Annotated in this window: 14 protein-coding genes and 1 pseudogene; 12 read left to right on the top strand and 3 right to left on the bottom strand. The window is 50.1% G+C overall.

Annotated features, from left to right (window positions below):
* Positions 1-215: 215 nt before the first annotated feature.
* Positions 216-1202 (top strand): annotated as a pseudogene (locus IJ22_RS13570) (AAA family ATPase); the annotation flags it as partial.
* Positions 1203-1207: 5 nt separating this feature from the next.
* Positions 1208-1714 (top strand): PCYCGC motif-containing (lipo)protein, encoded by a 507-nt coding sequence (locus IJ22_RS13565; protein WP_062409201.1) that lies wholly within the window; start codon positions 1208-1210, stop codon positions 1712-1714.
* A 157-nt stretch (positions 1715-1871) separates the two neighbouring features.
* Here IJ22_RS13565 and IJ22_RS13560 read toward each other — a convergent pair whose 3' ends face one another.
* Positions 1872-2303 carry a VOC family protein gene (locus IJ22_RS13560; protein WP_062409200.1) on the bottom strand — a complete coding sequence of 144 codons (432 nt, stop codon included), beginning with the start codon at positions 2301-2303 and terminating at the stop codon, positions 1872-1874.
* Between the two features lie 52 nt (positions 2304-2355).
* Positions 2356-2793, bottom strand: a complete 438-nt coding sequence (locus IJ22_RS13555) for an SRPBCC family protein (RefSeq protein ID WP_062409199.1) — start codon at positions 2791-2793, stop codon at positions 2356-2358.
* 392 nt (positions 2794-3185) lie between these two features.
* On the opposite strand from IJ22_RS13555, the gene IJ22_RS13550 reads away from it, so the two are divergent.
* Positions 3186-4523: a hemolysin family protein gene (locus IJ22_RS13550; protein WP_235594127.1), complete on the top strand. Its 1338-nt coding sequence runs from the start codon at positions 3186-3188 to the stop codon at positions 4521-4523.
* A gap of 116 nt (positions 4524-4639) precedes the next feature.
* Here IJ22_RS13550 and mnmA read toward each other — a convergent pair whose 3' ends face one another.
* On the bottom strand, positions 4640-5725 hold the full coding sequence (gene mnmA / locus IJ22_RS13545; RefSeq protein WP_145862535.1) for a tRNA 2-thiouridine(34) synthase MnmA: 1086 nt from the start codon (positions 5723-5725) through the stop codon (positions 4640-4642).
* Positions 5726-6012: 287 nt separating this feature from the next.
* On the opposite strand from mnmA, the gene cymR reads away from it, so the two are divergent.
* From cymR to IJ22_RS13500, 9 genes are all read left to right on the top strand, one after another.
* A complete protein-coding gene (gene cymR, locus IJ22_RS13540; RefSeq protein ID WP_054819017.1) occupies positions 6013-6435 on the top strand; it encodes a cysteine metabolism transcriptional regulator CymR in 423 nt (140 codons plus the stop codon).
* Positions 6436-6502: 67 nt separating this feature from the next.
* On the top strand, positions 6503-7654 hold the full coding sequence (locus tag IJ22_RS13535) for a cysteine desulfurase family protein (RefSeq protein WP_062409197.1): 1152 nt from the start codon (positions 6503-6505) through the stop codon (positions 7652-7654).
* A gap of 34 nt (positions 7655-7688) precedes the next feature.
* Positions 7689-8210 (top strand): PRC-barrel domain-containing protein, encoded by a 522-nt coding sequence (locus IJ22_RS13530; protein ID WP_054819004.1) that lies wholly within the window; start codon positions 7689-7691, stop codon positions 8208-8210.
* Positions 8211-8219: 9 nt separating this feature from the next.
* On the top strand, positions 8220-8417 hold the full coding sequence (locus IJ22_RS13525; RefSeq protein WP_054819003.1) for a hypothetical protein: 198 nt from the start codon (positions 8220-8222) through the stop codon (positions 8415-8417).
* Between the two features lie 242 nt (positions 8418-8659).
* Positions 8660-9730, top strand: a complete 1071-nt coding sequence (locus tag IJ22_RS13520) for an AI-2E family transporter (protein ID WP_062409196.1) — start codon at positions 8660-8662, stop codon at positions 9728-9730.
* 179 nt (positions 9731-9909) lie between these two features.
* Positions 9910-11190, top strand: coding sequence for an ArsB/NhaD family transporter (locus IJ22_RS13515; protein WP_062409195.1), 1281 nt, complete (start codon positions 9910-9912; stop codon positions 11188-11190).
* A 26-nt stretch (positions 11191-11216) separates the two neighbouring features.
* Entirely contained in the window at positions 11217-11501 is a 285-nt protein-coding gene (locus tag IJ22_RS13510; protein WP_054819002.1) for a hypothetical protein, read from the top strand.
* A gap of 412 nt (positions 11502-11913) precedes the next feature.
* Positions 11914-14535, top strand: coding sequence for an alanine--tRNA ligase (gene alaS / locus IJ22_RS13505; protein WP_062409194.1), 2622 nt, complete (start codon positions 11914-11916; stop codon positions 14533-14535).
* An 86-nt stretch (positions 14536-14621) separates the two neighbouring features.
* Positions 14622-14885 carry an IreB family regulatory phosphoprotein gene (locus IJ22_RS13500; RefSeq protein WP_054819016.1) on the top strand — a complete coding sequence of 88 codons (264 nt, stop codon included), beginning with the start codon at positions 14622-14624 and terminating at the stop codon, positions 14883-14885.
* Positions 14886-14898: the final 13 nt, after the last annotated feature.

Below are 14898 nucleotides of genomic sequence, written 5' to 3'. Positions count from 1 at the left end.
TTCAAAATACCGATACTTAAATAGTCCTTATCGTCTACACGGGCGATTTGAGACCAAGCGGAAGCGATACATTTAAAGCCTCCACCTTGGAGCGGACGGAAGGCGACCCGAACCCCTGAGTTATTATCAGGGGTTCATTACTTTATTAGCCTCATTTAATACGTATTATATCTATCCATCGTGTACAAAACTGTGTACGATAAACTGGGAACAGAATGGACGAGGTGCACCGCTTTAATACCTCCCGCCAGGATGCTCTGCTGCCTGCGGTAGAACAAGGGATCATCATTTTCATCGGAGCAACGACGGAAAACCCGTTTCATCATGTGAACGGTGCGCTGCTGTCCCGTTCGACGCTGTTTCAATTGCAGCCGCTCACGCATGAGCATTCCCTTATTGCGATGAGGAGGGCGCTGTCCGACAAGGAGCGCGGACTCGGATATATGTCCATCGAAGCAGAGGAAGGGGCGCTGGAGCACCTGTCGAAGATGGCGGGCGGTGACATTCGGCGGGCGCTGAATGCCTTGGAGCTTGCTGCGCTGACGACGCCGCCTGATCAGGAGGGTAAGGTTCGAATTACGCTGGCGGTGGCGGAGGAGTCGATTCGCCGGCCTACCATTAAAGCGGACGAGTCTACGCAGTATGATGTGCTGTCGGCGTTTCACAAAAGCTTGCGGGGATCCAGCGACGCAGCGCTGTTCTGGTTTATGTATGCAGTGGAGAAGCTCGGGATGGACCCGATGACGTTTTTGCGGCGTCTCATCGTCATGTGCAGCGAGGATATCGGCCTTGCAAACCCCCAGGCCATGGTTCAGGCGGTGACGGCGATGGACGCCTACCATAAAATCGGGTGGCCGGAGTCGAAATATGTGATTGCCCAAGCCATCCTGTTTGCGGTAGAAAGTCCGAAATCCAATGCCATTCCCTTAGCGCTGTCCAAGGTAACGGAGGCTATGGAAAGGTTGAGGTCCGCTGAAGTACCGCTGCATTTGCGGGACACGCATTATCAAGGGGCGGAGCAGCTCGGACACAAAGGCTACCTGTACCCGCATGATTATCCGGGGCATTATGTGGAGCAGCAGTATTTGCCGGGTCCGATAAAACACGAGCGTTTTTATATAGCCACAGGTCAGGGAACGGAAGATAAAATCCGGCAAAACCAAGAAAAGCGCCGGTCCTCCAACTCCAAACGAAATGAGTGAATAACATGAAACGAAAACGGCTTATCGCAATGATCTTGATTTTATCCGCTGTTACCGTGGTTGTTTCGGCATGCGGGAGCAAGCCGGAGCAAGTCCAGACACCAAGCGGACACCAGGGGCATGAGCATACGGCAGTTGGCGATATTCAAGAAAAAACGGCTTCGGCCGATATCCTGCCCTCTTTTTTGGACAACCAGCAAGAAGAGATACGTCTCGTGTATCAAGCGGCGGGGAAAGCGACGGACATTCTCCAATGGATGCCCTGCTACTGCGGCTGCGGTGAGAGTGCGGGACACGTCAGCAACCTGAATTGCTTCATTCAAAAAGAAAATGAAGACGGCTCCGTTGTGTGGGATGATCACGGCACGAGATGCGGTGTCTGCCTGCAGATCGCCGTTCAGTCCATCAAGATGACTCAGGAGGGCAAGTCTCTGCAGGAAATCCGTAAAGCCATCGATCAGGCTTACATGAAAGGCTTTGCGAAACCGACCCCGACGCCGTTGCCGATATAACCCCATAGAGTATGAATCGTCCGGCTAACATGTGAACTTAAATAGCTGTAAGCGGGTCTAGTTGCAGTAAAAATTGCAGTGCCAAAATGAATCAAGCCTCCTGTCCATTCGCGAACAGGAGGCTTTGTTTGCTAGCGGAGCGGAAGTCTATGTACTATTAATGCGGCTGCTCCATTGGGACATTCACTTGGAAAGTAACCCCGAACTTGTCCTTTATGATTCCGTACAAAGGGCTCCAATCCGTCTTCTGAAGGGACATGACGACTTGTCCACCGTCTTCCAAAGCGGCGAAGATTTCTCTCGCTCTTGCCTCTTCTCTGGGATGGATGGCAATCTGAACCGTATCGCCTGGCTGATAAGGCATGCCTGGGAACGTATCGGAGAACATGAGATCCGAGTCGCCGACTTTCAAGTGCGCATGCATAACGCGATCCTTCATGTCATCCGTCAACGGATGATTCGGGTCTGCCGGCATATCTCCGAATGTCATGATGCCTATCACTTTCCCACCCAGCGCTTTCTCGTAAAAATGGACCGCTTCTTTCGTGTTGCCGTCAAAAATCAAATACGGGTTCAAACTGATTGACATTGTTTAACAGCCCCTTTGGAATAATTTAATCAACCAAACTCGCAGAAGTTTTTTAATCTTCTTTTTTTGCAGTTTCCACATATTTTTTGAAATTGTCTAAAATTGCCTGCCATCCGGCTTGTTGCATCTCGATGGCGTTGGTCTCTTCCGCCTCGAACAATTCGGTGATTTGCGTGTCGTTGTCTTGGCGAATAAATGCGACCTTCACTTTCCTGCCGTCGGCGATCGTATAGGAGATGCTCTCGTTAATGCTCACCTCGTCGTATACTCCGCCGAAATCAAATCCAAAGCTGCCGTCTTTGGCTTCCATTCTTGAGACGAATTTACCGCCGACTTTTAGATCATTCTCGGCGTAAGGGGTGTGCCAGTCATCGGAAGCCTTATTCCATTGCATGATATGCTTCGGTTCCGTCCAATATTTCCATACGCTTTCGACGGGACAATGAACGATCGTTTCTACTGTTATCGTTACTGGATTACCTGTTCCCATAGTTTAACCTCCTTATGAACAATTTACTACACTTATATTAGCATGTAAGTGGCAGCTAGTTTTCTTTTCGATTGCTATTGTACACAGGTACATAAGTAGTACTGTCTCATAAAAAGATGTGTCACATCTATGAAGATCCAGTAAGAGGATTTACTGTCGGCCGGTTGTCATTTAATAAACTCCACTGCCGGACGTTTTTTTTGTTCCGGCACCAGCTCGTCCGATGGAATAAGCTATGGCGATTTTTCGTTCTAGTCTGACGGTGGATTGTATAGTGTATTAATGTATTTGTGAAATATGATTCTGGCGAAAGCCGTCGAGCGGTTTGAAGCAATTGTAAATCCAAGGGAGGTGCGCCTGTTCGCCTGAAGCGGGTGGGTAGGTAAAAGCCATTGAGTAGCGATCCGTTGACGTTGATTTTGAACGTTAGTTTTGTTCTGTTGCTGTTGTGTCTGAACGGTTTTTTCGTTGCTGCCGAATTTGCGATGGTAAAGACGTCCCGGAGCCGGATCGAAACGTTGGCAGAGAAAGGCCCGGAGAGGGCCCGATGGTCGAAGTCCGTCATGGGAAACCTCGACGCCTATTTAACCGCTTGCCAGCTGGGCATTACGTTGACCTCACTCGGGCTCGGATGGGTAGGGGGATTTGTTGTCGCAAAATGGCTGGTACTGGCTTTGGGGCCGCTGCAGCTGCCGGATGCCGTTGTACAGACGATAGCCTTCGTCGCCGCGTTCACACTCATCACCGTACTGCATATCGCCCTTGGAGAGCAGTTGCCCAAATCGTATGCTATCCGCAGATCCGAGCAGGTGACGCTCTATGCTTCGATTCCCTTGGCAGGCTTTTACAAGCTGATGTACCCGTTCATCTGGTTTATCAATGGGTTCTCCCATGCGCTGCTTCGTCTGGCCGGAATCGAACCTCATGCGGAGCGCCCGTCGGCTCATACGGAAGAGGAGATTCGCGTTATGATGAAGGAGAGCAACCGGAGCGGATTTATTGATAGCACGGAATTGACGCTGGTGGACAATATTTTCGATTTCTCGGAGACGAATGCAAGGGAAATCATGATTCCCCGGACGGAAATGATATGTCTGTATGCAAATCGAACTTATGAAGAAAATAAAATGATCGCTATCAACGAAATGCATACGCGCTATCCGGTATGCGATCCGGATAAAGATAATATTATCGGTTTCGTACATATTAAAGACTTGTTGAAATTGCCGGAGACCGCAGAAGATATGCAGGTGATCATAAGAGAAATAATCAAAGTGCCCGAATCGATGCAAATCAGCGCATTGCTTAAATTAATGCAGAAGAAAAAGACGCAGATGGTCCTGTTGATCGATGAATATGGAGGAACATCCGGTCTTGTCACCTTTGAGGATATTATCGAAGAAATCGTCGGGGAGGTCCAGGATGAATTTGACGAGGAGCGGCCAAAGATGGAGTGGAGGGATGCAGCAACCTATTCCATCGACGGGCGTATGCTTCTCGAGGAGGTGAACAGCTACTTTGGAATCCGGATCGAAACGGATGACTATGATACGATCGGCGGATGGATTTACTCTCAGGTGGAGATGCCCCCGCAGAAGCATCAGCAGCTGACTTGGAATGATGAATACGATTTTATTATAGATGAAATCGACCATTTGCGGATTTCGAGAATATTGGTGAAACGAAAGGCATCGGATGTCGGCCCCGATCCGTCCGCACATGAAGGATGAGCCCTAGGCGGATAAACAAAGAAGTTATGTTCATGAAGGCGAACATAACTTCTTTGTTGACGTTACAGCATTTTTAAGTGTTCAAGAGAGCGTTAAAAGGAATTTTCTTTTACAGATTATTGTATGATTTTATCGATGGTTGCGCCGCCCAGACACTCGTCTCCGTCGTAGAAGACGACCGCCTGGCCCGGTGTGATGGCCTTTTGCGGCTGGTCGAACACGACCTCGCAGGCACCGCCTTCACCGAAATGAACGGTGACGTCCTGATCCGGCTGCCGATAGCGGAATTTCGCTGTACAGCGAAGCGGTTCCTTCGGCGCCTCTCCCTTGATCCAGGTCAAATCGGTAGCCTGGAGACCCGTTGAATAGAGGGCAGGGTGTTTTTCTCCTTGAACGACATATAAAATGTTGTTCTCAAGGTCTTTGCCGGCGACAAACCATGGTTCTCCGCTGCCCGAGCCTCCGATGCCGAGTCCTTGACGCTGGCCCATCGTGTAGTACATGAGGCCGTCATGACGGCCTTTGATCTCGCCTTCGAGCGTTCTCATCTCGCCGGGCTTGGCCGGAAGATAGTTGCTGAGAAACGCCTTGAAGTTGCGTTCGCCGATGAAGCATACCCCGGTGCTGTCCTTTTTCTTGGCCGTAGCCAATCCGGCCTTCTCCGCGATCGCGCGTACTTCAGGCTTCGGCAGATGGCCGATCGGAAACATTGCCTTGGAAAGCTGGTATTGATCCAAAGCATGGAGAAAATAGGTTTGATCCTTGTTCGAATCCAACCCGCGAAGCAGCCTGTACGCTCCGTCCCGGTGCTCCACACGGGCATAATGCCCGGTCGCGATATAATCTGCGCCGAGTTCCAGCGCTTTGTTCAAAAATTCCCCGAATTTGATTTCCCGGTTGCACATGACGTCCGGATTCGGGGTCCGGCCTTTACGATATTCGTCCAAAAAGTATGTGAATACCTTATCCATGTATTGTTTTTCAAAATTTACCGTATAATAGGGAATACCGATTTGGTCGCAAACGCGCCTTACATCTTCCGCATCTTCCTCTGCGGTACAGTGGCCGAATTCGTCCGTATCGTCCCAATTTTTCATGAAAACGCCGATAACCTCATAGCCTTGTTCCTTAAGAAGGAGCGCCGAAACCGAAGAATCGACGCCGCCGGACATGCCGAGGACGACGCGTGCTTTTTTCGTCATATGTCTCATACCCCACTTTCCTTGACTGGCATTCTTGTATTATACATCGAATTGCAAAAAGAATAAAATTTTTCATTAATATGTCACGGTTTTTCTCCCATAATACATGGTTTTATGTTACGATAGAATCGATGCAAAATGCTTATTTAACTGAAAATTGTTTTATTGCATTTATTTCAAAGATGCCAGACTGTTAATAGAGGCAGTTTGGATTGGTACACAACGACAGAAAGCTGATCAACCAGATCAAATCTATACTTTCTGATGTCATAAACGAGGTGCTCGATTTGAAGATATCCACTAAAGGCCGCTACGGGCTTACAATCATGATGGAGTTGGCCACGAAGTTCGGAGAAGGCCCTACCTCTTTAAAAAGCATCGCGGAGAAGCACCAGCTTTCCGAGCATTATTTGGAGCAATTGATCGCACCGCTTAGGAATGCGGGGCTGGTCAAGAGCATTCGCGGGGCTTATGGAGGATATATATTATCCAAATCGCCGGAGGAAATCTCTTCCGGAGATATCATCCGGGTGCTGGAAGGACCGATCAGTCCGGTTGATTTCACAGAAGAGGACGATCCTGCAAAGCGAAACTTATGGATTAGAATCCGCGACGGTATTGCACATGTGCTTGATTCCACCACGCTCGCCGATCTGATCTCCTACAAGGAAGAAGGCAGCCAGAACGACAGCTACATGTTTTATATTTAGCCTCAGCAGATTTTTCCTCCGATCAGGTTCATTCCTAAATCCTACTAGACAGATGTGGTGAAACGCTTTGAAGTTCATTTATTTGGATCACGCCGCTACGACACCCGTACATCCGGAAGTCGTGGAGGCTATGATTCCCTATCTATCTGAAATGTACGGCAATGCCTCCAGCACGCACGCGGCAGGACGGCAGGCGCGTACGGCGCTGAATGCGGCAAGGGATCGCATTGCCGCATTCGTTGGCTGCTCTCCTTCCGAACTGGTGTTCACCGGAAGCGGGACGGAGAGCGACAACATGGCATTGTTCGGTGCGGCAGAAGCGTACCGGTCCCGCGGCAAGCATATCATTACGACAAGCATAGAGCATCACGCGGTTCTTCATGCTTGTGAGCGGCTGGAGCAGCTTGGCTATGAGGTCACCTACCTCCCGGTTGACCGTTTCGGTCAGGTTTCCTTGGCGGATGTAGAAGAAGCCATCCGTCCGGATACCATCTTGATCAGCGTCATGTATGGCAACAACGAAACCGGGACACTGCAGCCTGTTGAAGCGATCGGGCGCCTGGCAAGAGAACAGGGGATATGCTTTCATGTCGATGCCGTTCAAGCATTGGCGCATATTCCGATGGATCTGAGCCGACTGCCGGTCGATCTCATGAGTTTTTCCGCGCACAAGCTGAACGGTCCCAAAGGGATTGGTGCTTTATATATATCAAAAACAACTAAGATTTCGCCGCTTTTGTATGGCGGTTCGCAAGAACGCAAGCGCCGGGCGGGAACGGAGAATACGGCAGGCATCGTCGGCTTCGCGAAGGCTGTAGAAATCATGCGAAAAAACAGGTATGAATTGAAACAAAAGATGGAAAAACTACGTCAAGGAATGGTGAAGGAGTTAGAAAGGCGTCTGGATGCCGATGCTTTTGTTATCAATGGCCATCCGACGGAGGTGCTCCCGCATATTTTGAATGTCAGCTTCCCGGGGATTTCAACGGAAACGATGCTGATGAATCTCGATTTGGCGGGCGTAGCTGCGGCAAGCGGGTCGGCCTGCACCTCGGGTTCATTGGAAGTCTCCCACGTGCTAAAAGCGATGAAGCTTCCGGAGGCAGTAACGGCATCGGCCATTCGTTTCAGCTTCGGCGCCGACAACACTGAGCAGCAAATTGCAGAAGTTGCGGGTATCCTTGAAACCATTGTCAGCCGTTTGCGTACTATTCGTTAAGCAAATGTTTAAAAATCTCAAGGAGGCAAACCTTGTGAAGAAAGCGCGGGATGTCATCGGTTTGCCGATCATTTGCGTTGAAACTGGTAAGCAGGTAGGCCATACGAAGGATCTCCTTATGGATGAGGGATGGCAGGTGGAGGCGCTTCTTTTGGAGGCCAGGCATTGGTTTTCCGACATGACTTGTATTGCTTCGGCAGACGTCGTTGCGCTTGGCGACGATGCCGTCACCATCAGGTCGGAAGAAGCGGTTCGTTCCATTGAGGCCGACAAAGTTTTTCGGACCTTGCTATTCGGCGATTCCAAACTCAAGGGCCTTCCGGTCATTACCGTAAACGGACAGCAGCTTGGAATGGTAGAAGATGTTTATTTGGAACCGGTTGTGGGTATAAAGGTAATAGGTTATGAATTGACCGAAGGTTTCATTTCTGATTTAAAGGAAGGGCGCAGATGGCTGCCTATGCCGGATTCGGTAAAGATCGGTAAGGATGCTTTAATTGTTCCCGTACAAGCAAGCGATACGTTGGAGGAAATCTTCGTACCAAAAGAAGAATAGGGTGATTGTATGCTACGTTGTCCAAATTGCAATTCCAAGGATATTGGAAAAATCGGTTCGCACCAGTTTTACTGCTGGGGCTGCTTTATCGAATTAACCGTGAACGGAGAGAAAATGTCTGTCTTTCAAGTGGAAGAGGACGGGACTTTGAGCTCCTTGGACGATTTGTTCTTTGAGGAAGAAATAGCGCAAGTACATGCCAATTAACAAAGTCTTTGGGGTCGCCGGACCCATCCGATGAACACCGTTGCCGGGAAGCCTTAGGTTTCTTGGGGGAACGGTGTTTTTGTCTTGTCCGCAGGCTGCTTTTTTATGTATTGTATTCGCCGGAAGCTCAACTATGCTAATTTTCGCGGGAAATGGCAGAACAGGGTTAAGACCGTCAGCTTGTACATATACTGTAAAGGGTGGTTTTACCCTGTTAAGCTTACAAGGTGGTGGAGGAGTCTATGGAACAGTTTCCGAAGCATCGGGTGTTCATCGGGATGATCTATACGCTGCTCGGGCTTGCCATATTGTTCATGCTGCTTCAGCTTCGTCCGATCATCGTGGGCATTTATTTATTTTTGCGCGAAATCCTGACGCCGTTTATCATTGCATTGATTATTTCGTATGTGCTCAATCCTGTGGTTTCGCTGCTTGGGGCCCGCAAGGTACCGCGTACGGTCGCTGTGCTTACGATCTATGCGGTGTTTATCATTTCCGCTACGGTAGTGCTGATGAATGTCATTCCTATGCTGGTCAAACAGCTTGCCGAGCTGAACCAGCATATGCCGGATGTGGCGTTTAAAGCACAAAGTGTCGTGGACAATTTCAACGGTCTTAAATTTTTGCCGGACAGTGTGCGGGAGGGCATCAATCAGTCGCTGGCCAAGCTGGAAAACAGCATTTCGCTTGCGATCGCCGGTTATTTGGGCGGGATCGGGAGCACCATCAATACGATGTTTCTTGTTTTAATCATTCCGTTTGTGGCCTTCTATATTTTAAAAGATCTGCAGCTCATTGAGAAAACGACACTGGCGATCGTACCTAAAGCCCATCGCAAAGAAATTGTTTCGATGCTGGTGGACATTGATACGGCGTTGGGGAATTACATCCGCGGACAATTTACCGTATGCATGATCGTCGGACTTCTGGCGTATATCGGTTACTGGTTGATTGGACTCCCTTATGCATTGCTGCTGGCATGCGTGGTTGCGGTGTTTAATATTATCCCTTATTTGGGGCCGTTTCTGGGCGCAGCCCCGGCGCTAATCGTGGCATCCACGATATCATGGAAAATGCTGCTGCTGGTCATCCTGGTAAATACGATCTGTCAAATCCTTGAGGGCAATGTCATTTCGCCGCAAGTCGTTGGCCGCTCTCTCAACATGCATCCGCTGTTCATTATTTTCGCACTGCTGGTGGGCGGAGAAGTTGCAGGGATTGCAGGGTTGATCCTGGCTGTTCCGTTCTTCGCGGTGATGAAGGTGATTCTTCAGCACGTATTTCTGTACTTCATTCATCGCAAAACCGTCTAACCCTTTTTAGGCGGTTTCATTCTTGTCAGAAAGTGAGGTTAGGCGTATAATGTTCCATGATAACGGCTCAACGTCGATACATAGCTGGCGTACAGAGAAGGAGCTCATAGCGTGGGGCTTTTTTTCGTTTTTAAGTAATATACGTCTTACAAACAAAGCTCTGGAAGGGGTTACATTTCATGAGTCAGCAAGCGATCACTGCACTCGGATTATTTCTAATTTCTTATGCTTTTATCATTTCCGAGAAAATTCACCGTACCATCGTTGCCATGATCGGTGCCATTTTCGTAGTGGGACTTGGCATTCTGGATCAGGAGACGGCATTTCAACATATCGATTTGAATACGATCGGCCTTTTGATCGGGATGATGATTATTGTAGCAATTACGGCGAAGACGGGAGTGTTCAAATACGTGGCGGTATGGGCGGCCAAAAAAGCAGGCGGCTATCCGGTCCGCATTTTGGTTGTCCTCGGTGCCGTTACGGCGTTCTGTTCGGCATTTTTGGATAATGTCACTACGGTCCTCCTGATCGTTCCCGTCACGCTCAGCATTACACGGCGGCTGCAGGTGGACCCGATTCCTTTTTTCATCTCGCAAATTATGGCCAGCAACATCGGCGGTACGGCTACCTTGATCGGAGATCCCCCGAATATTATGATCGGCAGCGCTGTGAAGGAACTGACCTTCAATGCATTTATTGTCCATTTGACGCCGGTCGTCATCGTCATCATGGCAGTCATTCTGCCTATATTCGCACTGCTGTACAGGAAATCGATCCAAACGACCGAAGAACTTCGTTTGAGTATCATGGAGCTTGATGAAAAGGCGGAGATCCAGGATCCTGTGCTTCTGAAAAAATGCCTGACGGTTCTCGCGCTGACGATTTTGGGTTTCTTTCTTCATCAGATCGTTCATATCGAGTCCGCCACTGTAGCGCTGGCCGGTGCCTTTCTGCTTCTGCTGCTGACAGGTGAACGTTACCTGGAGGAGGCGTTCCATCATGTGGAGTGGACAACCATCTTTTTCTTTATCGGGCTCTTCGTACTCGTAGGGGCATTGGTCGAAACGCAAATCATTGCTTCTCTGGCGGAATATGCCGTCGGGATTACAGACGGTGATCCTGCACGCTCGGCGATTCTGATCCTGTGGCTTAGTGCACTGGCTTCGTCGTTTATGGATAACATTCCGTTTGTGGCCACGATGATTCCCTTGATCCAGGAGATGGGAGCCATGGGAGTGGGCAACGTCGAACCTCTGTGGTGGAGCCTTGCGCTTGGCGCCTGCCTCGGGGGCAACGGCACGATAATCGGGGCCAGCGCCAACCTGATTGTAGCCGGGATTTCAGCGAGGGAAGGACATCCGATGACGTTCATGGGCTACCTGAAAGTGGCCTTCCCGCTCATGCTGGTGACCGTCGTGATTGCCAATATATATATCTATGTGAGATATTTAATGTAAACCGTTCCTGGAAGGCTGGGTGAGATATGCTGCAGTATGAATACGATAAAGAGCTGCTGACGATAGAAGAGCACATCAACGGGCCGGATGTGGAATTCCGGATGAAGCTGCACCGGCCCGACGTCGGGGTGGAGATAGCCGTCAAACAAATACGGGCCTTTTTCGATGATAATGATATCTACACCGACGTCCTGTTTTATGCACATCATAATGAAGAGTACCAATGGATTGTCAGAAAGGATTTCTATGTGGATTTTGTTATCCATATGTTTAAGCATCGGCTGGTAACCTGGGTCGCCTGGGCAGAGTAAAGTAACGAAGCTTTGTTGGGCTGCAGCGGATGTTGACAGCGCTGCTTGGGATCAGTATAATTTTGGTTTGAATAGGTCAATTTGATTATACAAGAAAGCGTCGAAGAAATTCAGTAGGTCATAGGCCCATTAGCCAGAGAGAAGGCTTTGGAGCGGCCCGTTCTTTCGCAAGGCGTTGAGCGATCGTTCCAGCTGTGAAAGCCTTTCTGATGAAGGATGACCGAACGCTCATTTCAGAGTGCGGATAAACTCCGCCGGTTGGACCCGTTAACGTCCGTTCAGAGGAGATTGTGCAGACGCCGCCTAGCTGCAAGCCGCACAATAACCAGGGTGGTACCGCGAGCAAATCGTCCCTGTTTATCAGGGGCGTTTTTTTGTTTTAAAATCAAGGTTGATGGAGGAACAACATCTCATGAAAGCAAGTGAAATCCGCTCCAAGTGGTTGGAGTTTTTTGAAAGCAAAGGACATAAAATCGAGCCTAGTGCGCCGCTTGTACCGCATAACGACCCGTCGCTGCTGTGGATTAACGCCGGAATGGCTCCGTTGAAGCCTTATTTCGACGGCCGCGTCGTGCCGGACAATCCGCGGATCGCCAACTCGCAAAAATGCATTCGCACCAACGATATTGAGAACGTAGGCAAAACGCGCCGTCACCATACGTTCTTCGAGATGCTCGGGAATTTCTCGATCGGAGATTATTTCAAAGAGGAAGCTATCACTTGGGCATGGGAGTTTCTCACCAGTCCCCAGTGGATCGGCTTCGACCCGGACCGGCTGTCCGTCACCGTCTATCCCGAGGATACGGAAGCGTTCGAGCTTTGGAACAAAAAAATCGGTCTTCCGGAGGAGCGCATCTACAAGCTGCAGGATAACTTCTGGGATATCGGCGAAGGCCCTTGCGGTCCTTGTACGGAGATCTTCTATGACCGCGGCGATGCCTACGGCGATTTGAATGATCCGGAATGCTGGCCTGGCGGTGAGAACGAACGCTTCCTTGAAGTGTGGAATCTGGTGTTCTCCCAGTTTAACCACAATAAAGACGGCAGCTATACACCGCTTCCGAGCAAGAACATTGATACGGGAGCAGGTCTGGAGCGCTTTGCATCCATTTTGCAGGACGTCGATTCCAATTTTGATACCGACCTGTTCCAGCCGATCATTCAGCAAACGTGCAAGCTGGCGGGCGTAACTTACAAGCAGAATGAAGAAACCGACGTTGCGCTGAAGGTCATTGCCGATCATATTCGTACGGTGGTGTTCTCCGTAGGAGACGGCGTGCTGCCGTCCAACGAGGGCCGCGGTTATGTCATCCGCCGCTTGCTTCGCCGCGCGGTTCGCTACGGCAAGGTGCTTGGTCTGGACAAACCGTTCCTGTACACGCTCACGCCGGTAGTCGGCGAGATCATGGGCGTTTATTACCCGGAAGTTGTAGAAAAACGCGAGTTCATTGAAAAAGTGATCCGTACCGAAGAGGAGCGCTTCCATGAGACATTGTCCGACGGATTGGCCATCCTCGCGGAAATGGTAGACAAAGCGCGTAAAGCAGGAAGTTCCGAAATCAGCGGACCCGATGCGTTCAAACTGTACGATACCTACGGCTTCCCGTTTGACCTGACCGAGGATTTCGCTTCCGAGCAAGGGATGACTGTCGATCGCGACGGCTTTGATCAAGCGATGCAGGAGCAGCGCGACCGTGCCCGTGCGGCCCGTCAAGATGCGGACAGCATGAAGGTACAGGGAGGTCCTTTGGCCGACTACACGGTTAAAAGCGAGTTTGTTGGTTATACTGATCTGGTAACTGCGGCTAAAGTGCTGGCGATCGTTCATGAGAATCGGTTTGTCGATTTGGTAGGGACCGGAGAGACGTGTCAGGTGATCCTTGATAAGACGCCGTTCTATGCCGAAAGCGGGGGGCAGGTCAGCGACCACGGTTATATCACCGCCGGAGATACAGTGCTCAAAGTAGAGGATGTCGGCAAGGCTCCGCATGGTCAGCATGTGCATACGGTCGTAGTGGAATCGGGCGTGCTGCGCAAAGGCGATCAGGTGCAGGCGACCGTAACCCAGGAAGTGCGCGAAGATATTATCAAAAATCACACGGCGACGCATCTGCTGCATAAGGCCCTGAAAGAAGTGCTCGGCGATCACGTCAACCAGGCGGGTTCTCTCGTGGCGCCAGAACGTCTGCGCTTTGATTTCTCTCATTTTGGCAGCATTTCGGCAGAGGAGCTTCAGGATATTGAGCGGCGCGTCAATGCGCAAATCTGGAGAAGCATGGATGTCGACATTTCCTTAAAGCCGATAGCGGAAGCCAAAGCCATGGGAGCCATGGCCTTGTTCGGTGAAAAATACGGCGATATCGTCCGTGTGGTGCGCGTAGGCGGTTACAGCCTTGAGCTGTGCGGAGGCTGCCATGTTCAAAATACAAGCCAAATCGGGCTGTTCAAGATTGTCGGCGAATCCGGTATCGGTTCGGGCGTGCGCCGAATTGAAGCGGTGACGGGTCGCACCGCTTATGAATATTTGGACGGCCAACTGCAGTTCCTCAGAGACGCCGCGGGGCTGCTGAAGTCCAACATTGCAGACGTGCCTAAACGGATCAACGCATTGCTTGCACAGCTGAAAGAGATATCCCGTGAGAACGAATCGCTGAAAGCGAAGCTGAGCGGTATTGAAGCGGGATCACTGACAGAACGGGTGAAGCAGGTAAACGGCGTGGCTGTTCTTGCTGCGGAAGTATCGGCAGGCGATATGGAGACGCTTCGGAACATCGTGGATCAGATGAAAAGCAAATTGGGCTCAGCCATCATCGTGCTTGGAGCTGCGGCAGACGGCAAGGTGAATCTTGCAGCCGCGGTTACGCCGGATTTGGTATCCAAAGGCTATCATGCCGGCAAGCTGATTAAAGAAGTGGCTGCACGCTGCGGAGGCAGCGGAGGCGGGAGACCGGATATGGCTCAAGCCGGCGGTAAAGATCCGTCGAAGCTGAAGGAAGCGATCCAAAGCGTTGAGAAGCTCTTAGAATTAAAATAATTTTGCTTGTCAAGAGGAATATTTAGGCAAATGGCGAATATGTGGAATATGTGGGTTATGATGAATACAGGGGGGTGCTTTTCCAGATGAGTTCAATGGATAAAACGATGAAATATAACGTCAAGGCGGAAGAGATCGAGACATCACCCAAAGAGGTCATTTTAACGGTGTTTGACGCGCTTCAGGAAAAAGGCTACAACCCGATCAACCAAATCGTCGGTTATCTGCTTTCCGGCGATCCGGCCTATATCCCACGTCACAACAATGCAAGGAGCATCATCCGCAAGCGGGAGAGAGATGAACTGATCGAGGAGCTCGTTCGTTCTTATCTCCAACAGTATAAATCTTAAGGTGCAGACAGGC

The sequence above is a fragment of the Paenibacillus naphthalenovorans genome, assembly GCF_001465255.1.
Classification (GTDB): domain Bacteria; phylum Bacillota; class Bacilli; order Paenibacillales; family NBRC-103111; genus Paenibacillus_G; species Paenibacillus_G naphthalenovorans.
Note: the sequence above shows the minus strand (reverse complement) of the source record. Positions and strands in the feature narration are given on the sequence as shown.